Below are 19710 nucleotides of genomic sequence, written 5' to 3'. Positions count from 1 at the left end.
AGAGCGGCCCCGAGCGCGGCACGGCCGCGGTGACCGTCACCGTCGTCCCGACGCTGAAGATGGTGGCCGCGGCGGCGGGCGTCTCCAAGTCGACCGTCTCCCGCGTCATCAACGACTCGCCGAGCGTCACGCCCGAGGCCGTGGCCGCGGTGTCGGCCGCGATCGAGCGGCTCGGCTACACCCCCAACCGCGCCGCCCGCTCGCTGGTCAGCCGGCGCACCCAGACCCTCGCGCTCGTCATCCCCGAGAAGACGGCCACGTTCTTCACCGACCCCTACTTCGCCTCGGTCATCCAGGGCGCGGCGATGCGCGTGTCCCAGACCGACTTCACCCTCGCCCTGCTGATCTCCGCGGGCTCGGAGGACAAGACCCGGCGCTACCTGCGGACCGGGAGCGTCGACGGGGCCCTGGTCCTGTCGCACCACAGCGACGACCGCTCGTACGCGCACCTGGACGACGCCCTGCCCCTGGTCTTCGGCGGCCGCCCGATGAGCGCGGAGGGGTCGCTCCCCTGCTACGTCGACGTCGACAACGTCGAGGCGGCCGCGACGGTGACCCGCCGGCTCGTGGCCGCAGGGCGGGCGCGGATCGCCACCATCACCGGGCCCGCCGACATGGGGGTCGGCGTCGACCGCCTCACCGGCTGGCGCCGGGCCCTCGCCGAGGCCGGCCAGGCGGACGACCTGGTGGAGCACGGCGACTTCAGCCCGGCGAGCGGGGGCGAGGCCGCGCGCCGGCTGCTCGCCCGCGGCGTGCCCTTCGACGGCCTGTTCGTCGCCAGCGCGCAGATGGCCGCCGGCGCCCTGGCCGTCCTGCGCGAGCACGGTCTGGTCGTGCCCCGCGACCTCGGCGTGGTCACGGTGGACGACAACTACTACGCGCAGAGCTCGGTGCCGCCGCTCACGACCGTCCGCCAGCCCACGCTCGAGGTCGGGCGGACGATGGTGGACGTGCTCATCGGCCTCGTCGAGGGCCGGCCCGTCGAGCGCGTGACCATCCTCGAGACCGAGGTCGTGCCGCGCGGCTCGGAGTGAGCCCGTACGGCCGGACCGTCCGGTCCCGGCGGGCTGTATAGGGTGCGAGACGCACCCGACCCACCTGCTGAGGAGCACACCGTGAGCGACGACGCCCGGACCGACCGCTTCCCGCCGCCGCCGGGGCTGGCGGAGCACGCCAACGTCACCGAGGCGACGTTCACCGAGGCCGCCGCGGACGACGTCGCCTTCTGGGCGGAGCAGGCCGACCGGCTCTCCTGGGGCACCCCTCCGACCGAGACGCTCGACTGGAGCAACGCGCCCTTCGCGCAGTGGTACGCCGACGGCACGCTCAACGCCGCGTACAACTGCCTCGACCGCCACGTCGAGGCCGGCCACGGCGACCGGGTCGCGTTCCACTTCGAGGGCGAGCCCGGCGACACCCGCACGATCACGTACGCCGAGCTCACGGCCCAGGTCTGCCAGGCCGCGAACGCGCTGACCGAGCTGGGCGTCAAGGCCGGCGACCGGGTCGCGATCTACCTCCCGATGGTCCCGGAGGCCGCGGTCGCGATGCTGGCCTGCGCCCGCCTCGGCGCCCCGCACACGGTCGTGTTCGGCGGCTTCTCCTCCGACGCGCTGGCCACCCGGATCCTCGACTGCGGCGTCGAGCACGTCATCACCGCCGACGGCGGCTGGCGCAAGGGGAAGTCGTCGGCGCTCAAGCCCGCCGTGGACGAGGCCCTGGAACGCTGCCCGGAGGTCAAGAACGTCCTCGTCGTGCGCCGGACCGGCCAGGAGACCGCGATGGTCGAGGGCCGCGACGTGTGGTGGCACGACCTCGTCGAGTCCCAGCCCACCGAGCACGCGTACGAGACGTTCCCGGCCGAGCACCCGCTCTACATCATGTACACCTCGGGCAGCACCGGTAAGCCGAAGGGCATCCTCCACACGACCGGCGGCTACCTCGTCGGCGTCGCGTACACGCATTGGGCGACGTTCGACCTCAAGGCCGACACCGACGTGTTCTGGACCGCGGCCGACATCGGCTGGGTGACCGGGCACTCGTACCTCGTCTACGGCCCGCTGGCCAACGGCGCGACGAGCGTCATGTACGAGGGGACGCCCGACAGCCCGCACCAGGGCCGGTGGTGGGAGATCGTCGACAAGTACGGCGTCACGATCCTCTACTGCGCCCCGACCGCGATCCGCACGTTCATGAAGTGGGGCGAGGACATCCCCGCGCGCTACGACCTGTCGACGCTGCGGATCCTCGGCTCGGTCGGTGAGCCGATCAACCCGGAGGCGTACGTCTGGTACCGCCGTCACATCGGCCACGACCGCACGCCGGTGGTCGACACCTGGTGGCAGACCGAGACCGGGATGCACATGATCTCGCCCATGCCGGGCGTGGCCGAGGGCAAGCCCGGCTCGGCGATGCGCGCCGTGCCCGGGGTCAGCGTCAAGGTCGTCAACGACGAGGGGCAGCCGATCGCGGACGACGCCGCCGGCTACCTCGTCATCGACAAGCCGTGGCCGGCGATGCTGCGCGGCATCTGGGGCGACGAGCAGCGCTACACCGACACCTACTGGTCGCGCTTCCCCGGCGTCTACTTCGCCGGCGACGGCGCCAAGCTCGACGCCGACGGCGACATCTGGCTCCTGGGCCGGGTCGACGACGTGATGAACGTGTCCGGGCACCGGATGTCGACCGCGGAGATCGAGTCGGCCCTGGTCTCGCACCCCAAGGTCGCCGAGGCGGCCGTGGTCGGGGCGACCGACGACACGACCGGCCAGGCGATCGTCGCCTTCGTCATCCTGCGCAGCGAGGCCGGCGACGGCGGTCCGGACGTGGTCGCCGAGCTGCGGACGCACGTGGCGAAGGAGATCGGCCCGATCGCCCGGCCGCGCCAGATCATGGTCGTCCAGGAGCTCCCGAAGACCCGCTCGGGCAAGATCATGCGCCGCCTGCTCCGCGACGTCGCCGAGAACCGCGAGCTGGGCGACGTGACGACCCTGACCGACTCCACGGTCATGGACCTGATCAAGGGCAACCTGGCCACGACCTCGTCGGAGGACTGACGCCGTCTCGCCCGGCGTCAGCCCGGCAGCTGGGCGATGCGGACGTGGTTGCCGAACGGGTCTCGGAACCCGAAGTCCTTCCCGTAGCCGCGCTCGGTCGGCTCCTCCGGCAGGTCGACGCCCTTGGCCTTGAGGTCGTCCCAGGTCTGCTGGACGTCGTCGGTGTTGAAGAACAGCGTGCCCGCGCTCGCACCCTTGGTGACGAGGTCGCGCACCTGGTCGGCGGTCCCCCCGTCCATCGCGGGCGGGCCGGGCCGCTCGAGCAGGACCTCGCGCGTCTCGCCGGGGACCCGGACGGTCAGCCAGCGCATGAAGCCGAGGTCGAGGTCGCTGCCGACCTCGAGCCCGAGCGTGCCGACGTAGAAGTCGAGCGCCTGGTCCTGGTCGAGGACGTAGAGGGACGTGATGGTCAACGAGGTGAGCATGCGTCGGACGCTAGTGCCGTACGGCCGTCCCCCGCTTCTCCGAAACTGCTCGGTCGCAGCCAGGCCATGGCGAAGCAGGACGGCACCGGCGGCAGCGGGCCCCGGGCGCGGTATGCGGTGGGCGTCTCCCCGACCACCCGGGTGAACGTCCGCGTGAACGTGCCCAGGCTCGCGAACCCGACGGACCAGCAGACGTCGGTGACGTTCGCCGGCGTCGAGCGCAGCAGGAACATGGCCCGCTCCACCCGACGCCGCTGGAGGTAGCGGTGCGGCGTCTCGTCGAACGTCGCCGCGAAGGTCCGGATGAAGTGGCTCGGCGAGCAGCAGGCCAGCCGGGCCAGGGCCGCGATGTCGAGCTCCCCCTCGTAGCCCGCGTCCATCGCGTCCCGGGCGCGGAGCATCGCCCGGTTGCGTTCCTCGCCGGCTCGGGTCACCGGGCCATTCTCGTTCGCGACCGACCGCGGCGCAGGGCAGGCTGCACCCGTGAGCTCTCCCGCCCGGGTCGTCCGGCACCTCGCGGTCGCGCAGGCCTTCGCCGTCGCCGGCTCGAGCGTCGACCTGACCCTGACCGGCATCGTCGGGACGCAGGTCGCGCCGCGCCCGGAGCTGGCCACGCTGCCGTTCAGCCTGCTGTTCGTCGCCGCCGGCCTGACCACCTTCTTCGCGTCCCGGGCGATCGGCCGCTTCGGCCACCGGGCGACCTTCGTGGTGTCGGGCCTCGTGGCCACGGCCGGCGGCACCGTGTCGGCGCTGGCCATCGCCCACGGGTCGTTCGGCCTGTTCTGCGTCGGGACCGCGCTCGTCGGCGCCTCTAACGCGACCGTCGGCTACTACCGCTACCTCGCCGCCGACACCAACCCGGACGCCCGGGCCCGTGCGGTCAGCACCGTCCTGGCCGGCGGCCTGGTCGCCGCCCTGGTGGGGCCGTTCGCCGCGACCGGCGTGCGCGACCTGACGCCCACCCCGTACGTCGCGTCCTACCTCCTGGTCGCCGCGCTCGGCCTTGGCTCCGCGGTCTGGAACAGCCGCCTCCGGCTCCCGCCGCCGGCACCCCGGCCCGAGGCCGGCTCCCCGGACGCCGCGGCACCCCGTCCGTACGGGGTCCTGTGGCGCCAGCCCGTCCTGCTGCTGGGGACCACGGCCGCCGTGGTCGCCGCGCTGACCATGCTGGCGCTGATGACCGCCGGGCCGATCCTCGGGCTGGCGGCGGGCCGGACGCCCGGGCAGGCGGCACTCGCGATCCAGCTGCACCTGGTCGGGATGTTCGCCCCGGGCTTCCTGGTGCCGCGCGTCATCGGGCGCCTCGGCGAACGTCGCGTCGCCGCGCTCGGCTGCGCCGTGATCCTGCTGGCCGGCCTCGCCGCCGCGGGAGGGGCCTCGCTCCCGCTCTACCTGACGGCGATGTTCGCGGTGGGCGTCGGGTGGAACCTCGCCTACTCCGGCGGCAGCGCCATGATCGCCTCGTCCTACCGCCCGGCGGAACGCGGCCGCGTCCAGCCGGTCGCGGAGGTGCTGGGCATCGCCGCGCAGGTCGGCGGCTCGTTCGCGGCTGCCGGCTTCACCACCGAGAGCAGCTGGCGGGCCCTCGGCTGGGCCACCGCCGTCGCCGCCGTCCTCGTCGGCACCCTCCTCCTCGCCGCCCGTACGCGGGTCGAGGCACCAGCCGCGGTGGAGGGCCGGGCGGGCTAGGCCGGCTGCGCGGGATGGGCGGCCAGGACGCGGTCGAGCAGCAGCCGCAGCTGCTCCCGCTCCTCGGCGTCGAGGGCGACCAGCAGCTCGTCCTGCACCCGGGCCGCCCGGCGCTCGAGGTCACGCAGGTGGTCACCCCCGGCGGCGGTCGCCGTCAGGACCAGCCGCCGGCCGTCGTGCGGGTCCGCGGCGCGCTCGAGCAGCCCCTCGCGCTCCAGCCGGGTCACGATGCGGTTGACGTTCGCCCGGTCGAGGCCGAGGCTCCGGCCGATCTCGGCCTGGCTCAGCGCACCCAGCTCGTCCAGCGCGGCCAGCACGGCGAAGTCCGACCGCGCCTCCAGGGCCATGTGCGCGGCGGTGAGCCGGGCGCCGAGCGTGGCGACCCGCCCGGCCTGCCAGCTGGCCAGCGCCCGGAGCCGCGCCGGCGCCGTCTGCTCCTCCGCCATGTCCGTCCCCTTCGCTCTCGTCGTCGCACGTCCTCGAGCACGTCGGTGTCGACGACCCAGAGACAACCCTGACGACCCGCGCGGCCGTCCTGGCCGGCCCCCTGCCCCCGGCCCTGCTGGCCGCCGCGTCCCGACGACGCCGGACCGCTGCCCGACGCAGCCCGGTCTAGCCACTAGGCTCCGGAGCGAACGAGGGAGGCACATCATGGCGGAGCAAGCCGTCGGCGACATCATCAAGGCCATCACGGGCGACGTGAAGGAGCTGGTGCGCGACGAGGTCCAGCTGGCCAAGGCCGAGCTCGTCCCCGCCGCCAAGGCGGGCGGGATCGGTGCGGGCCTGCTCGCGGGCGCCGCGTTCTTCGGCGTCTCGGCCGTCTTCATCCTCTACTTCTGCGTCGTCTACGTGCTGGTGCGGCTCGGGCTGCCCGAGTGGGCCTCGTTCCTCATCGTCGGCGCAGCGCTGCTCGTGCTGGCCGGTATCCTCGGGGCGATCGGCTACAGCATGATCAAGAAGGTCAAGGCCCCGCAGCGCGCGATCAAGCAGGCCAAGGAGACCGTCGACGCCGTGAAGGCGTCGGCGCAGCAGACGCTGGCCGGGATCAAGGGCTCCGACGTCAAGAAGGCGCTCGACCGCTAGGGCTGCACCGGCGCCGTCAGGCGCCGAGCGTCCCGGGCGCCGGCACGTACGGCGCGAAGAAGTCGTTCGGCGGCGCACCGTCCTCGGTCAGCACGAGGGCCGGGACCGAGACGCCGTCGATCTGCTCCCGCAGGATGTCCGCGTGGCCGGCGTGGCGCGCGAGCTCCTCGATCTGGTGGAGCAGCTGGTAGCGACGCCTCACCGGGCGCTCGTCGTCGATCCCGTCCCACGGTGCCGGCGGCGTCAGCGTCCGTGCATCGGGGTCGGTCCCGGCGATCGCGGCGAGGTAGCCCGGTCTCGCCGCCTCGAACTGCTCGAGCACGCCCGCCGCGGTCTCGTCGTCGGCGAGCACGAAGCTCGCCTCGTGGGCCGCGAGGTCGAGCTCCGCGGCGAGGTCGGGACCCCGCGTCAGCGTCACCACGGCCTGCCTCATCACCCGCGTCACGTGCTTGACCAGCCCGGCCGGCGAGAGGGCGCTATGGCAGGGTGTCGAGCGCGCCTGCTCCTCGGTCAGGCCGAGCAGGCTCGCGTGGATCGCGGCGAGCTGCTGATCGGCGTAGCGGACGGACGTCGTGACCTCGTCGTCCTCGGTGGGTGCGTACACGGTCTCCTCCGATGCTGGGCTGAGATCCAGCATCGGTGCACCCTCTGACAGAGCTGCGGCGGGTCCGCACCGCGACCGAGCGCCCTAGCCGAGCAGGAAGACCCGCGACTCCCAGGGCGCCAGGTCCGCGCCCCGGCGGTCGCCGTGCGTGGCCAGCAGCAGGCGGGCCGAGGCCACGTCGGGCAGGGACCCGTCCGGGACCGTGGCCGGCGTGGAGGAGAAGTTCGCGACCAGCAGCACGCGCTGGTCGTCGAGCGTGCGGGTGAGCGCCCAGATCTGCGGGTCGTCGCCGAGCAGCAGGTCGAAGCGACCCTCGGCCACCGCCGCCAGGTCGTGGCGCAGCGCGATCAGCTGACGCGTGTGGTGGAACACCGACGCCGGGTCCATCCGCTCGGCGCGCGCGTTGACCGTGACGTAGTTCGGGTTCACCGACAGCCACGGGATGCCCTCGGTGAAGCCGGCCTGGTGCGTGTCGTCCCACTGCATCGGCGTCCGCGCGTTGTCGCGGCTGTGCGTGGCCAGCCCGGCCAGCACGGTGTCGGGGTCCTGCCCCAGCCCCACGGCCTCGGCGTGGTAGTTCAGCGCCTCGACGTCGCGGTAGTCCGCGATGCTCGCGAACCGCGTGTTCGTCATCCCGAGCTCCTCGCCCTGGTAGACGTACGGCGTACCGCGGTGCAGGTGCAGGACGCTCGCCAGCGTCTTGGCCGAGGCGACCCGGTGCTCGGGCGAGTCGTCGCCGAAGCGCGACACCGCCCGCGGCTGGTCGTGGTTGTCCCAGTAGAGCGAGTTCCAGCCGACGTCGGCGAGCCCGACCTGCCACGCCTCGAGGTTGCGCTTGAGCGCGACCAGGTCGAGCGGCACGTGGGAGAACTTGGAGCCCTCCGGGTCGCGGTCGAGGTTGACGTGCTCGAACGTGAACACCATGTTCAGCCCGTGGTTCGCGCGGTCGGTGATCGTGCGGGCCAGCTCGACCGTCGAGCCGGGCATCTCGCCCACGGTCAGCAGGTGGTGCTCGTCGAGCCCCACCTGCTCGTTCATCTCCGCGAGGAACTCGGCCAGCCGGTGGCCGTTGCCGACCGCCTCGAACCCGTCGCCGTACGGCTGCCCCGCCCGGAGCGGCACGTCGACGAGCTCCGTGGGCTTGGAGATGAGGTTGATGACGTCCATGCGGAAGCCGTCCACCCCGCGGGCGACCCACCAGCGCATCATCGCGTAGACGGCCTCGCGGACCTCCCGGTTCCCCCAGTTGAGGTCGGGCTGCTTGCGGGTGAACAGGTGCAGGTAGTACGCGCCCGCCTCCTCGTCCCAGTGCCAGGCGGGGCCGGAGAAGGCGGAGGCCCAGTTCGTCGGCTCGGCGCCGGGCGTCCCGGGCTCGTGCCCGTCGCGGGCGGGGCGCCACCAGTACCAGTCGCGCTTGGCCGAGCCCGGCTGGCGCGACTCGACGAACCACGGGTGCTCGTCCGAGGTGTGGTTGACCACGAGGTCCATGAGGATCTTGATCCCGCGCCGGTGGGCCTGGGCGAGCAGCTCGTCCATGTCGGCCAGCGTCCCGAACAGCGGGTCGATGTCCTGGTAGTTGGCGATGTCGTAGCCGTTGTCGTCCATCGGCGAGGTGTAGACCGGCGACAGCCAGATGACGTCGACGCCCAGCTCGGCCAGGTGGTCCAGGTGGGCGATGATCCCGGGGATGTCACCGGTGCCGTCACCGTTGCTGTCGGCGAACGAGCGCGGGTAGATCTGGTAGACGACGGCGTTGCGCCACCAGCCCTCGACTCGCTCGGAGGGGACCACCGCACCGGGGGGCGTGGTCTCGGGGCTGGTCGTCGTCGATGCCGTCACGACGACCAGCCTGCCATGACCGGTCAGAGCTCCAGGGCTGCGGGCGGGGCCTCGATGCCGAGGTGCTCGGCGAGCTCGCGCACCTCGGCGGCGACGTTCGCGCGGGCGGCCGGGGTCAGCAGCTTGCCCTTGCCGGTGCGGTAGATCTCGCCCTCGACCCAGGGCTCGAGGACCTCGAAGCGGGCCGAGAAGAAGTCGTCGTCCGCCACGTCGGCGTACTCCTCGCGGACGTCGGCCACGTACGCGGCGTACTCCTCCGGCGAACCGGCCAGGACGGCGAGGTCGGCGTCGCACAGCAGCTCGCCCTCGGGGTCGCGGCTGCCGGGCACGTGGTCGGCGGTCATCCGGACGAGGCGGGCGACCTGCGTGAGGTCCTCCTGCTCCAGCCCCGCACGGCTCAGCTCGCGCAGCGCCAGCCGGGCCGAGCCCTCCTCGTTCGTCAGCTCGCGGAACGGGATGTCGTAGATCGCGTCGTGGAACCACGCCGCCAGCCGGACGATGAAGAGGTCCTGGTCGCTGGCCAGCGCGTCGACCTGGCGCAGCACGGCCAGCAGGTGGCGGACGTCGTGGTAGCGACGCCAGGGCTCGCGGTAGCGCTCGACGAGGTCCGCGCCCATCGCCTCCTGGTGCGGCAGCACGGCGTGCCAGCGCTCGGCCAGCTCGGCGGCGTCCGCGTCGGACAGGGGGCGGGGCGTACGGGTCTCAGTGGGCATCGGGTCCTCCGGTGTCTCGGGCGAGCGTGCTCGGACGACGGTCGCGCAAGTAACGGTCGGGGATCCCGACCTCGCGCGTGTCGTCCCAGGGCGTGGTCCAGCCGGCCAGGTCCAGCACGGCGGCGAGCAGGTGGGCGGTGAGGCCCCAGACGAGGTGACCGGCGACGGTGAACGCCGGGCCGCGGAAGCCCGTCGGGTGCCGGGCGGTCACGCGGTTGGCCGGGTCGACGAGGTCGGCGACCGGCACCCGCAGCACCGCGGCGACCTCGCCCGGGTCGGCCGGGGTGTCCGCCAGCGGGACGCGCCACCAGGCCACGACCGCGGTGACGTCGAAGCCGCTCACGACGACGTGCGCGGCGGGAAGCGCGCCGAGGACCTCGACACCGTCGCGCAGCACGCCGCACTCCTCGTACGCCTCCCGCAGCGCGGTGTCGACGAGGTCGACGTCGCCCGGGTCGGCGGCGCCGCCGGGGAAGGCGATCTGGCCGGGGTGCGAGCGCAGCGTCAACGCCCGCTCGACGAGCAGCACCTCCGGTCCGGACGGACCCTCGCCGAAGAGCGCGAGGACGGCCGACTTCCGGGCGCCCTGGGCGGGCCGCAGGACGTCGACCCACGGTTCCGCGTGCTCGGCCAGCGCGGCAGCGAGCGGCCCGACCCAGCTCGGACGGACGACCGGCTCCGCGCTCACGGCGCGACGCCCAGGTACTGCCGGCTCGCGTCGGCGAGCTCCTGCGACGAGGTGAACCCGCCCGCGTGTCGCCCGGCCACGGTCCCGTCGGGACGGACGAAGAACGTCACCGGCAGGCCTCCGACCTGGGCGCGGCGGAGGACCTGGTCGGCGTCGTAGAGCTGGGGGTAGGTCCAGCCGGCGTCGGCGGCGAAGGTCACCGCCGCGTCGGGGGCCGGGTCGTTGAAGCTGACGCCGATCAGCCGGACCGCTGAGCCCGCCCGGCCGGCCTCGGCCAGGAACGGGGCCTCCGTCCGGCACGGCCCGCACCAGGACGCCCAGACGTTGACGATCAGCGGGCCGCGCAGGGACGCCAGCCGCACGTCGCGCCCACCGTCCAGGCACTCAACGCTGGCGTCCGGCAGCCCGCCCTTCGCCGGGCTGGCGTCGGTGGTCGGGCAGTCGGCGATCCCGGCCGCCTTCTTGGCCGCCGCGAGGTCCGGGTTCGGCGCCGAGGTCGGGTCCGCGGGTGCGGCCGTCGACGGGGCCGTGGCGGGCTGCGTGGAGCGCACCACGCTCGGCGTCTCCGTGCAGCCGGCCAGCGCCAGGACCAGACCGACGACGGCCGCCGTACGCCGCAGGCCCCTCATCCGCGCGGCTCGCGGACGAGCTTCGCCGCCTTCGTCGGGTCGGTCTCACCCTCGCCGTACGACGGGCAGAGCTTCGCGACCGGGCAGGCGCCGCAGGCCGGGTTGCGCGCGTGGCAGCGACGGCGGCCGTGCCAGATGACGTGGTGGCACAGCATCACCCAGTCCTTCTTGGGAAAGAGCGCGCCGACCTCGGCCTCGACCTTGACCGGGTCCTCCTCGGTCGTCCAGCCGAACCGGCGCGAGAGCCGGCCGAAGTGCGTGTCGACCGTGATCCCGGGGATCCCGAAGGCGTTGCCGAGCACGACGTTCGCCGTCTTGCGGCCCACCCCCGGCAGCGTCACGAGCTCGGCCAGGGTGGCGGGGACCTCCCCGTCGAAGCGCTCGAGGAGCTGCACCCCGAGCTTGAGCAGGGTGTCGGTCTTGGCCCGGAAGAACCCGGTGGGGGTGATCAGCGTCTCGAGCTCGACCCGGTCGGCCCCCGCGTACGCCGCCGCGTCGGGGTAGCGGGCGAAGAGGACCGGGGTGATCGTGTTGACCCGCTTGTCCGTGCTCTGCGCGGAGAGGATCGTCGCGACGAGCAGCTCGAGCGGCGTCGTGAAGTCGAGCTCGACGTGGGCCTCGGGATAGGTGTGTCCCAGCGTCCGGTCGATCGACCGGGCCCGACGGACCAGGGCGGTCCGCGTGTCGCTCGGGCTCACGCCGCCACCCTACGTCTGCGGCTCATCTGGCGACCTCTCCTTGTCTGGGACCACATCGCCGTTACGGTGAGGGTGCCTGCGGACCACGCCGGTGCCGTCCCCGCTCGCCGTCGAGCCGACGACGGTAGGTTGGCCGAGCAGTGTGACGCGAACTACAGGAGGGCGCCGGTGGATCCCGAGGTGTTGACCAAGGCCCCGCTCTTCGCCGAGCTCGACGCCGAGAGCGCATCGGCGCTCGAGCAGGCGATGGGGACGCTGCGGCTGTCCAAGGGCGAGATCCTCTTCCGGGAGGGCGAGACCGAGGACCGGCTGTACGTCGTGGTCGCCGGCAAGATCAAGCTCGGCCGGAGCGGTTCCGCCGGTCGGGAGAACCTGCTGGCCGTCCTCGGCCCGGGCCAGATGTTCGGCGAGCTGTCGGTCTTCGACCCCGGCCCCCGCTCGAGCACGGCGACCGCGGTCACCGCGGTCGAGGTGCGCACGCTCGAGCACGACGAGCTGATGCGCTGGATCGAGGGGCACCCCGAGGTCGCGCGGAGCCTGCTCGCGCAGCTCGCGGGCCGGCTGCGCCGGGCCAACGACGTCGTCGCCGACCTGGTCTTCTCCGACGTCCCGGGACGGGTGGCCAAGCAGCTGCTCGAGCTCGCCCGCCGCTTCGGCGACCGCAAGGACGACGGCGTGCACGTCCACCACGACCTCACCCAGGAGGAGCTCGCCCAGCTGGTGGGCGCCTCCCGCGAGACGGTCAACAAGGCCCTCGCCGACTTCGCCGCCCGCGGCTGGATCCGGCTCGAGCCCCGTTCCGTGACCCTGCTCGACGTCGAGCGCGTGGAACGCCGGGCGCGCTAGCTGCTGTCCCGCGACGGCTGGCGCCAGGCGGACGGCCGGTTCAGACCGAACCGGCGCAGCAGCGGACGCGTGCGCTCGGCCAGGTCGGACGCGTACGACTTCAGGACGTACGACCCGCCGCGGTAGAGCTCGGAGTACGGCTCGACGAGCTCGGGGTGCTGCTCCCCCAGCCAGCGCAGGAACCACTCGCGCGCCCCGGGCCGCAGGTGCAGCGCCATGACCGACGCCGAGGTGGCACCGGCCTCCGCCACCGCGGTGATCACGCGTTCGAGGTCGTCGTCGCGGTCGGTCAGCAGCGGCAGGACCGGCGCGATCAGGACCTGGCACGGCAGGCCCGCCGCGCGGATCGACCGGACCAGCTCCAGGCGGGCCCGCGGCGAGGGGGTGCCGGGCTCCAGCGTCTCCTGCACGGTCTCGTCGAGCAGGGCCAGCGAGACGCCCATCATCACGGGCGCACGGCTCGCGGCCTCGGCGAGCAGCGAAAGGTCGCGGCGAAGCGTGGTGCCCTTGGTCAGGATCGAGAACGGCGTCGCCGACCCGGCGAGGGCCTCGATGATCCCGGGCATCAGCCGGTAGCGGCCCTCGGCCCGCTGGTAGGGGTCGGTGTTCGTGCCGAGCGCGACCGCCTCGCGACCCCAGGACGGGCGGGCGACCTCGCGGGCCAGCACCTCGGCGACGTTGACCTTGACCACGATCTCGGCGTCGAAGTCCGCCCCGGTGTCCAGGTCGAGGTAGGAGTGCGTCTGCCGGGCGAAGCAGTAGACGCACCCGTGGGTGCAGCCGCGGTAGGGGTTGATCGTCCAGCGGAACGGCACGTCCGAGGTGGCGGGCACGTGGTTGAGCGCGGACCGCGCCATCACCTCGTGGAACGTGACCCCCGCGAACTCCGGCGTCCGCACCGTCCGGACGAGCCCGGGCATCTCCTCCAGCCCCGGCAGCGCGGCGGCGTCGGACACCACGTTCCCGACCGATTGACCCGCCCACCGCATGCTCCATGAGAACACACGTTCTAATCGAGCACCAGCCGCGAGACCTGGACTGCCCAGGCCCCGCCCGGAGCCACCACTGGTCACTTGCGCGGGTCCCGAAGCTGCGGAACCTGCCAGGAGCGACCAGTGGTCAGAAACCCGGCACCCCGCACCCCGGTCGGAGCCGGCCCTGACCACTGGTCAGGGCCGGCTGCGCGTCAGGAGGAGCCGAGCTTGACGTCGACCGTCTGCGCGGCGCCGCCGTCGCGGACGTACGTGACGGTGACCGTGGTGCCCGGGGCGAAGTAGCGGGTCGAGGCGATGAGGCCGTCGGCGGTGGTGGTGTGGAAGTCGTCGACCTTGGTCACGACGTCCCCGGCCCGCAGACCGGCGGCTGCCGCGGCGCCGTCGGGCACGACGGTCTGCAGCGCGACGCCGGTGGCGGTCGACAGGTCGGAGTCCGCGCTGCCGCCGACCGTGACGCCGAAGGCCGCGTTGACCGACTTGCCGTTGGCGATCAGCTCGCCGGCGACGCGGACGGCGACGTCGGACGGGATGGCGAAGCCGATGCCGATGTTGCCGGACTGGCTGCCGCTGCCGCCGCTGGAGCCGGTGCTGGCGATCGAGGAGTTGATGCCGACGACCGAGCCGTTGAGGTCGACGAGAGGGCCGCCCGAGTTGCCGGGGTTGATGGCCGCATCGGTCTGGACGGCGAGGTAGACCGCGTCGTTGTCGTTCCCGGAGCGCACCGGACGGGCCGTGTTGGACACGATGCCGCTGGTGATCGACTCCGACAGACCCAGCGGCGCACCGGCCGCGACGACGGCCTGGCCCACCTGCAGGGCGTCCGACTTCGCGAACGTCGCCGGCTTGAGGTCCGCCACGCCGTCGACCTTGATCACGGCGAGGTCGTTGCTGGCCGAGGTGCCGACGACCGTGGCCGGCGCCGTCGTCCCGTCCGGCAGCGTCACCGTCATGCTCGTCTGCCCGGAACCCGCGGCGGCCGAGACCACGTGGTTGTTCGTGAGGATGTGGCCGTCGGTGTCGAGCACGACGCCGCTGCCGATGTCGCCGCTGTTGCCGGCCTGCACGGTGATGGTCACCACCGAGGGGTCGATCTTGCCCGCGGCCGCGCTGATCGTGCCGTCGAGCACCGGGCTGCTGGCCGCGGGGACGGTGGTCACGCTGATCGGCGAGCCGGCCGAGGTCGCCGCTCCGCCGAGGTAGGCGTACGAGCCGATCCCGGCGCCGGCACCGATCACCGCGGCGAGCGTGGCGGCCGCGAGGATCCCGCCGCGCCGACGTCGCGGGCGCTCGACCAGCGCGGTCGTCCCCGGCTGACCCGGGGTCGACGTGCCCGGAGCCGGCGTGCCGTAGGGCTGTCCGGCGTACGACTGGCTCCCGTAGGACGGCGCGCCGTACGAGGGGCTCCCGTAGGACGGACCGCTCGGCTGCCCGTACGCCGACCCCGTGGGCGGCGGGTAGCTCCCGCCGGAGCCGTAGGAGTACGGCCCCTGGTAGGCCGAGGGAGGGGTCGAGGGGGTGCCCGGGTCGCGCTGCTCGTCCGACGTCATGCGTCTACGGTGCAGGCCGAGCCTGTGCGGTTGCTGTGCGTGCGCTCAGTGCTGCCGATGAGCGTCGAGGTGGTCGAGCTGGGCGCGGACCGACTGGAGCGCCGCGCCCTCGATCGGCGTGCCGACCGAGTCGGGGTAGACCGCGGCCAGCACCTCCTCCGGCGTCCGGGCGCCCGCGGCGAGCGCTGCACGCACCTGCGCCAGTCGCTCCCGCCGGTGGGTGCGGTAGCCCGTCAGGACGCCCTCGGGGTCGGCCACGACCGGGCCGTGGCCGGGCAGGATCCGGGTGACCCCGCGGTCGTCGACGACGCCGAGGAGGCGGTCGAGCGAGTCGAGGTATGCGCCCAGGTCGCCGTCGGGGTGCGTGATGACGGTGCTGCCGAAGCCCAGGACGGTGTCCCCGGTCAGGAGGTCGACCCGGGGCACCCCGTCCTCGGCGTACGTCGCGAGCAGGCTCACCGAGTCGCTCGTGTGCCCGGGCGTCGCCAGCACCTCGAGCCGGACGCCGGCGGCCTCGATCACCGTGCCGTCGTCGAGCCCGTCGTCACCGACCCGCCAGGCGGGGTCCACGGCCCGGACGCCGCAGCCCGCCCGGGCGGCGAACGTAGCCGCCCCCGCACTGTGGTCGAGGTGGCGGTGGGTGAGGAGCACGGTGACCACCCGGCCCCCCGCGGCCTCGAGCACCCGGGTCAGGTGACCGTCGTCCTCGGGACCCGGGTCGACGACCACGACCGGGCCGAGCGCCGGGTCGCCGAGGACCCAGCTGTTCGTGCCCTGGAGCGTCATCGGGCCGGGGTTGGGCGCCAGGACCGACGCCACCACGCCCGGCACCGCCGACCCCGCCCGCACTGCCGACACCGCCTCAGACGGGGACGACGGTGGGGCGGCTGCGGACCTCGGCCACGACCTCGACCTCGACGGGCGAGTCGAGCGGGAGCACGACCACGCCCACGGCGCTGCGCGCGTGGGCGCTGCCGAAGACCTGGCCGAACAGCTCGCTCGCCCCGTTGGCCACGGCCGGCTGGCCGGTGAAGTCCGGCGTGCTCGCCACGAACACGACGACCTTGACGATCCGGACGACCGCGTCGAGCCCGCCCGCCTGCTCGGCCACGGCGGCCAGGGCGTTCAGCCCGGCGACCTGTGCGAGGTGGGCGGCGCCGTCGGCGTCGATCTCGGACCGGATGCCGTCACCGACCTTGCCGGTGGCCAGCAGCTTGCCGTCGACGAACGGCAGCTGTCCGCTCGTCCAGACCGTGTCGCCGAGCCGGACCGCCGGGACGTACGCGGCGACCGGCGCCGCCACGGCCGGCAGCTCCAGCCCGAGCGCGGCCAGGCGGGCCGTCGGCGTCTGGCCGTCCGTCGATGACTGCGGGGCTGTCACGATCAGGCCGTCGGCAGCGGGCGCTTGAGGTAGGCCACGAGGTTCTCCGGGTTGAGGCCCGGCACCACCTGGACCAGCTCCCACCCGTCCGAGCCCCAGTTGTCGAGGATCTGCTTGGTCGCGTGCACCAGCAGCGGAACGGTCACGTACTCCCACTTCGTCATGGGCGGAGCCTAGCGAGAGGTCCCCTCCGCCGCGCCCGCCGTGGCCGGCGCTGACACGCACAGGCAGAACGGGTGGCCCGCCGGGTCCAGGTAGACCCAGTAGTCCTGCTCCGTGCCCGGCCCGCGGACACGGTGGGCGCCGACCGACTCGGCGAACGCGCCGGCCGACTCCAGGTCGTCCACCGCGAGGTCGAGGTGGACCTGCTGCGGGACGGCCGGGTCGGGCCACGTCGGGGCCACGAAGTCGGGGGCCAGCTGGAACGCGAGCCGTGCCCCCGCACCGGGTCCCGTCCCGCCGTCCGCGCGGATGGTCACCCAGTCGTCGCTCGCGTCGCCGCTCTCGACCTGCCAGCCGAGCAGGTCGCAGTAGAAGCGGGCCAGACCGGCCGGGTCAGGCGTGTCGAGGGCGACGAGGTCGAAGCGCACGGGACTCTCACTCATGACGCCAGCGTCCTCCTGCGGTCTGACACTTCCGCGACGGGCCCCGACGCCCTGCTGACTACCATCGGGGCCATGACCCCCACGCCGTACGAGCCTGCCGTGAGCGCCGCGTGAGGATCGGGATCCTGGGCGGGACCGGCCCCCAGGGCCGCGGCCTGGGACGCCGGTTCGCGATGGCCGGGCACGAGGTGCTGCTCGGCAGCCGGGACGCCTCCCGGGCCCAGCAGGTCGCCGAGGAGCTGGCCGACGCCGGGAACGTCTCCGGCGTGGCCAACGCGGAGGCCGCGCAGGCCGAGCTCGTCGTCGTCGCCGTCCCGTACGAGGGGCACGCCGACCTGCTGACCTCCCTCGCCGACGCCCTGGCGGGCAAGGTCGTCGTGGACTGCGTCAACCCGCTCGGCTTCGACGCCCACGGCCCGTACCCGCTCGACGTCCCCGACGGTTCGGCCGCCCAGGAGGCGCAGCGGATCCTGCCGGGCTCGACCGTGGTCGGCGCGTTCCACAACGTCAGCGCCCGCCTGCTCGACGACCCGTCCGTGACGCACATCCCCGGCGACGTCCTCGTGCTCGGCGAGGACCGCGACGCGATCGCGCTCGTGATCGACCTCGTGACCGCGCTCCCGGGCTCCCGCGGCCTGTACGGCGGGCGGCTGCGGCTGGCCCGCACGGTCGAGAGCCTCACCGCCAACCTCATCGCGGTGAACCGCCGCTACAAGACCCACTCCGGCATCTCGATCAGCGGCCTGCCCGACGTCCCCGCCGCGAGCGCGCCGTGAGCGCTCCTCGCCACACCCTCCACATCGTCAGCGGCAAGGGCGGCACGGGGAAGACGACGGTCGCCGCCGGGCTGGCCTGCGCGCTGGCGACCCGCGGTCGGCGCGTGCTGCTCTGCGAGGTCGAGAAGCGTCAGGGGCTGAGCGAGCTCTTCGGCGTCCCGCCGCTGGAGGGCGACGAGGAACGGCGCCTGACCCGTACGCCGGCCGGCGGCAGCGTCTTCGGCCTGTCGATCGACGCCGAGGACGCCCTGCGGGAGTACCTCGAGACCTTCTACCACCTGGGCCTCGCCGGCCGGGCGCTCGACCGCTTCGGCGTGATCGACTTCGTGACGTCCATCGCGCCGGGGCTCCGCGACGTGCTGCTCACCGGCAAGGTCTACGAGGCCGTGCGCCGCGGCGTGAAGCGGCTCCCGACCGCGTACGACTCCGTCGTCCTCGACGCGCCGCCCACCGGACGCATCGGGCAGTTCCTCAACATCCACGACGAGGTCTCGGGCATCGCCAAGGTCGGCCCGATCCGGTCCCAGGCCGACTCGGTCGCGGCGCTGCTGCGGTCGCGCTCGACGATCGTGCACCTGGTGACCCTGCTCGAGGACATGCCCGTCACCGAGACCGAGGAGGCCGTCGGCGCGCTCCGCGCGAGCGGCACCGGCGTCGGCACGGTCATCGAGAACATGGTCAACCCGTCGCCCTTCGAGCCCGCGGTGCTCGCCGACGTGGCCGCCGGGTCCGTCGCCCTGGACGTGCCGGGGTGGGAGCAGCAGCAGAACGCGGCGCTGGCCGCGGAGTTCGCCGTCGAGGCCTCGCGCACCCTCGAGCAGCAGGTCCGGCACGAACGCCTCCAGCAGCTCGGGCTCCCGCTCGTCCAGGTCGACTTCGACCCGCTGGGGATCGACGCCGAGTCGCTCTTCGCGATCGCGGAGCAGCTCACCGACCAGCTCGCCCTGGAGGTCGCGTGACTCCCCCGCCCGCCCGTACGGGGCACGCCGTGCACACGGCGCCCTTCCTCGACGTCGACACCCTGATCGGCGACCGCCAGATCGAGATCGTCATCTGCTGCGGCTCCGGAGGGGTCGGCAAGACCACGACCTCCGCCGCGCTCGCGGTCCGGGCGGCCGAGGCCGGCCGTCGGGTCGTCGTGCTGACCATCGACCCGGCCCGCCGCCTCGCGCAGTCCCTCGGACTCGGCGAGCTCGACAACACCCCGCGACCGGTGGTCGGCATCGACACCACCGCCGGCGGCAGCCTCGACGCGATGATGCTCGACATGAAGCGGACCTTCGACGAGGTCGTGGTCACGCACTCCACGCCGGAGAAGGCGCAGCAGATCCTGGCGAACCCCTTCTACAAGGCCCTGTCCTCGTCCTTCTCGGGCACGCAGGAGTACATGGCCATGGAGCGGCTCGGCCAGCTGCACGCCCAGGCCAGCACCGACGCCGCGGCCGGTCGGCCCGCCTGGGACCTGATCGTCGTCGACACCCCGCCCGCCCGCTCGGCGCTCGACTTCCTCGACGCGCCCGAGCACCTGAGCTCGCTGCTCGACGGCCGGTTCATCCGGCTGCTGCTCGCGCCGGCCAAGGGCCCGCTCCGCCTCATGGGGGTCGGCTTCAACCTGGTCTCGAACGCCATGAACAAGGTGCTGGGCAGCAGCCTCATCACCGACGTGCAGACCTTCGTCCGGGCCTGCGAAGCGATCTTCGGCGGGTTCCGCCAGCGCGCGGAGGAGACGTTCGCGCGGCTCAGCTCACGCCACACGGTCTTCCTCGTCGTCGCCACCGCCCAGCGCGACGCGCTGCGCGAGGCCTCCTACTTCGTCGACCGCCTCACCGAGGAGCGCATGCCCCTCGCCGGCCTCGTCGTCAACCGCGTCCACGGCAGCACCCTCGACGTCTCGGCGGAACGTTCCGCCTCCCTCGCCGAGGACCTCGACGGCACGCACGAGCTGGAGGCCGAGGCGCTGCGCCGCCACGCCGACCTCATGCGCGTGGCCGACGCCGAGTCGACCCTGCTCGACCGCTTCGCCTCCTCCCGCCCGGAGGTCCCGCAGACCCAGGTCCCGGTCCTGCCGAGCGACGTCACCGCCCTCGCCGACCTCCGCGAGGTCGGCAGGCTGATGGCCGAGAAGGACTGACGCGC

At 73.5% G+C, this 19710-nt stretch carries 22 protein-coding genes and 1 pseudogene; 8 read left to right on the top strand and 15 right to left on the bottom strand.

Annotated elements, in window-relative coordinates:
• Window positions 1-29 precede the first annotated feature (29 nt).
• Window positions 30-1034, top strand: a complete 1005-nt coding sequence (locus FHX39_RS00770; RefSeq protein ID WP_198423208.1) for a LacI family DNA-binding transcriptional regulator — start codon at window positions 30-32, stop codon at window positions 1032-1034.
• A gap of 81 nt (window positions 1035-1115) precedes the next feature.
• On the top strand, window positions 1116-3056 hold the full coding sequence (gene acs, locus FHX39_RS00765; RefSeq protein WP_183335936.1) for an acetate--CoA ligase: 1941 nt from the start codon (window positions 1116-1118) through the stop codon (window positions 3054-3056).
• Between the two features lie 17 nt (window positions 3057-3073).
• Here acs and FHX39_RS00760 read toward each other — a convergent pair whose 3' ends face one another.
• Both FHX39_RS00760 and FHX39_RS00755 read right to left on the bottom strand, forming a co-directional pair.
• A complete protein-coding gene (locus tag FHX39_RS00760) occupies window positions 3074-3481 on the bottom strand; it encodes a VOC family protein (RefSeq protein ID WP_183335934.1) in 408 nt (135 codons plus the stop codon).
• Window positions 3466-3915, bottom strand: coding sequence for a helix-turn-helix domain-containing protein (locus FHX39_RS00755; RefSeq protein WP_183335932.1), 450 nt, complete (start codon window positions 3913-3915; stop codon window positions 3466-3468). Before FHX39_RS00755 ends, FHX39_RS00760 begins: the two co-directional genes overlap by 16 nt.
• Window positions 3916-3964: 49 nt before the next feature.
• Here FHX39_RS00755 and FHX39_RS00750 point away from each other — a divergent pair, with 49 nt between their 5' ends.
• Window positions 3965-5170, top strand: coding sequence for an MFS transporter (locus FHX39_RS00750; RefSeq protein WP_183335930.1), 1206 nt, complete (start codon window positions 3965-3967; stop codon window positions 5168-5170).
• Here FHX39_RS00750 and FHX39_RS00745 read toward each other — a convergent pair.
• Window positions 5167-5616 carry a MarR family winged helix-turn-helix transcriptional regulator gene (locus tag FHX39_RS00745; protein ID WP_183335928.1) on the bottom strand — a complete coding sequence of 150 codons (450 nt, stop codon included), beginning with the start codon at window positions 5614-5616 and terminating at the stop codon, window positions 5167-5169. The two genes, FHX39_RS00750 and FHX39_RS00745, sit on opposite strands and share 4 nt — an antisense overlap.
• 205 nt (window positions 5617-5821) lie before the next feature.
• Between FHX39_RS00745 and FHX39_RS00740 the strand changes: the two genes are divergently transcribed.
• Window positions 5822-6253 carry a phage holin family protein gene (locus FHX39_RS00740; RefSeq protein WP_183335926.1) on the top strand — a complete coding sequence of 144 codons (432 nt, stop codon included), beginning with the start codon at window positions 5822-5824 and terminating at the stop codon, window positions 6251-6253.
• A 16-nt stretch (window positions 6254-6269) separates the two neighbouring features.
• Here the strand turns inward: FHX39_RS00740 and FHX39_RS00735 are convergent, their stop codons facing one another.
• The 6 genes from FHX39_RS00735 to nth form a co-directional block, all read right to left on the bottom strand.
• Window positions 6270-6857: a DinB family protein gene (locus FHX39_RS00735; protein WP_183335925.1), complete on the bottom strand. Its 588-nt coding sequence runs from the start codon at window positions 6855-6857 to the stop codon at window positions 6270-6272.
• Between the two features lie 84 nt (window positions 6858-6941).
• A complete protein-coding gene (locus FHX39_RS00730) occupies window positions 6942-8696 on the bottom strand; it encodes an alpha-glucosidase (RefSeq protein WP_332836595.1) in 1755 nt (584 codons plus the stop codon).
• 23 nt (window positions 8697-8719) lie between these two features.
• Entirely contained in the window at window positions 8720-9409 is a 690-nt protein-coding gene (locus FHX39_RS00725) for an HD domain-containing protein (protein ID WP_183335924.1), read from the bottom strand.
• A complete protein-coding gene (locus FHX39_RS00720) occupies window positions 9399-10010 on the bottom strand; it encodes an NUDIX hydrolase (RefSeq protein WP_198423475.1) in 612 nt (203 codons plus the stop codon). Before FHX39_RS00720 ends, FHX39_RS00725 begins: the two co-directional genes overlap by 11 nt.
• An 83-nt stretch (window positions 10011-10093) precedes the next feature.
• A complete protein-coding gene (locus FHX39_RS00715) occupies window positions 10094-10726 on the bottom strand; it encodes a TlpA family protein disulfide reductase (protein ID WP_183335922.1) in 633 nt (210 codons plus the stop codon).
• Window positions 10723-11424 carry an endonuclease III gene (nth, locus tag FHX39_RS00710; RefSeq protein ID WP_183335921.1) on the bottom strand — a complete coding sequence of 234 codons (702 nt, stop codon included), beginning with the start codon at window positions 11422-11424 and terminating at the stop codon, window positions 10723-10725. Before nth ends, FHX39_RS00715 begins: the two co-directional genes overlap by 4 nt.
• A 168-nt stretch (window positions 11425-11592) precedes the next feature.
• Between nth and FHX39_RS00705 the strand changes: the two genes are divergently transcribed.
• Window positions 11593-12270 (top strand): Crp/Fnr family transcriptional regulator, encoded by a 678-nt coding sequence (locus FHX39_RS00705; RefSeq protein WP_183335920.1) that lies wholly within the window; start codon window positions 11593-11595, stop codon window positions 12268-12270.
• On the opposite strand, the gene FHX39_RS00700 is transcribed toward FHX39_RS00705, so the two are convergent.
• The 6 genes from FHX39_RS00700 to FHX39_RS00675 all read right to left on the bottom strand — a co-directional run bounded on the left by FHX39_RS00700 (window position 12267) and on the right by FHX39_RS00675 (window position 16798).
• Complete coding sequence (locus FHX39_RS00700) at window positions 12267-13274, bottom strand: Rv2578c family radical SAM protein (RefSeq protein ID WP_332836594.1); 1008 nt, start codon at window positions 13272-13274, stop codon at window positions 12267-12269. The genes FHX39_RS00705 and FHX39_RS00700 overlap by 4 nt on opposite strands.
• A gap of 182 nt (window positions 13275-13456) precedes the next feature.
• Window positions 13457-14812: a trypsin-like peptidase domain-containing protein gene (locus tag FHX39_RS00695; RefSeq protein WP_183335919.1), complete on the bottom strand. Its 1356-nt coding sequence runs from the start codon at window positions 14810-14812 to the stop codon at window positions 13457-13459.
• Window positions 14813-14857: 45 nt separating this feature from the next.
• Window positions 14858-15670: an MBL fold metallo-hydrolase gene (locus FHX39_RS00690; protein WP_332836593.1), complete on the bottom strand. Its 813-nt coding sequence runs from the start codon at window positions 15668-15670 to the stop codon at window positions 14858-14860.
• A gap of 4 nt (window positions 15671-15674) precedes the next feature.
• Entirely contained in the window at window positions 15675-16193 is a 519-nt protein-coding gene (locus tag FHX39_RS00685; RefSeq protein WP_183335916.1) for a RidA family protein, read from the bottom strand.
• Between the two features lie 2 nt (window positions 16194-16195).
• Window positions 16196-16357: a DUF4177 domain-containing protein gene (locus FHX39_RS00680; RefSeq protein WP_183335914.1), complete on the bottom strand. Its 162-nt coding sequence runs from the start codon at window positions 16355-16357 to the stop codon at window positions 16196-16198.
• Window positions 16358-16366: 9 nt separating this feature from the next.
• Window positions 16367-16798: a VOC family protein gene (locus FHX39_RS00675; protein ID WP_183335912.1), complete on the bottom strand. Its 432-nt coding sequence runs from the start codon at window positions 16796-16798 to the stop codon at window positions 16367-16369.
• A 92-nt stretch (window positions 16799-16890) separates the two neighbouring features.
• On the opposite strand from FHX39_RS00675, the pseudogene npdG reads away from it, so the two are divergent.
• The 3 genes and pseudogenes from npdG to FHX39_RS00660 all read left to right on the top strand — a co-directional run.
• A pseudogene (npdG, locus tag FHX39_RS00670) lies at window positions 16891-17574 on the top strand (NADPH-dependent F420 reductase); the annotation flags it as partial.
• Window positions 17571-18533: an ArsA family ATPase gene (locus tag FHX39_RS00665; protein WP_198423206.1), complete on the top strand. Its 963-nt coding sequence runs from the start codon at window positions 17571-17573 to the stop codon at window positions 18531-18533. The pseudogene npdG and the gene FHX39_RS00665, both read left to right, overlap by 4 nt.
• Window positions 18530-19705 (top strand): ArsA family ATPase, encoded by a 1176-nt coding sequence (locus tag FHX39_RS00660; RefSeq protein ID WP_198423205.1) that lies wholly within the window; start codon window positions 18530-18532, stop codon window positions 19703-19705. The genes FHX39_RS00665 and FHX39_RS00660 overlap by 4 nt, the downstream gene beginning before the upstream one ends.
• Window positions 19706-19710: the final 5 nt, after the last annotated feature.

It is taken from the genome of Microlunatus antarcticus (assembly GCF_014193425.1).
In the GTDB taxonomy this organism is placed as follows: Bacteria; Actinomycetota; Actinomycetes; order Propionibacteriales; family Propionibacteriaceae; genus Microlunatus; species Microlunatus antarcticus.
The sequence above is the reverse complement of the archived record's forward strand: the minus strand, read 5'-3'. Positions and strand labels throughout refer to the sequence as shown.

What these genes read in the sequence shown, in the direction of transcription:
- FHX39_RS00760 (WP_183335934.1), bottom strand. Translation starts at nt 3,481, where the DNA reads ATGCTCACCTCGTTGACCATCACGTCCCTCTACGTCCTCGACCAGGAC.
- FHX39_RS00695 (WP_183335919.1), bottom strand. Translation starts at nt 14,812, where the DNA reads ATGACGTCGGACGAGCAGCGCGACCCGGGCACCCCCTCGACCCCTCCC.
- FHX39_RS00680 (WP_183335914.1), bottom strand. Translation starts at nt 16,357, where the DNA reads ATGACGAAGTGGGAGTACGTGACCGTTCCGCTGCTGGTGCACGCGACC.
- FHX39_RS00745 (WP_183335928.1), bottom strand. Translation starts at nt 5,616, where the DNA reads ATGGCGGAGGAGCAGACGGCGCCGGCGCGGCTCCGGGCGCTGGCCAGC.
- FHX39_RS00740 (WP_183335926.1), top strand. Translation starts at nt 5,822, where the DNA reads ATGGCGGAGCAAGCCGTCGGCGACATCATCAAGGCCATCACGGGCGAC.
- FHX39_RS00725 (WP_183335924.1), bottom strand. Translation starts at nt 9,409, where the DNA reads ATGCCCACTGAGACCCGTACGCCCCGCCCCCTGTCCGACGCGGACGCC.
- FHX39_RS00715 (WP_183335922.1), bottom strand. Translation starts at nt 10,726, where the DNA reads ATGAGGGGCCTGCGGCGTACGGCGGCCGTCGTCGGTCTGGTCCTGGCG.
- FHX39_RS00675 (WP_183335912.1), bottom strand. Translation starts at nt 16,798, where the DNA reads ATGAGTGAGAGTCCCGTGCGCTTCGACCTCGTCGCCCTCGACACGCCT.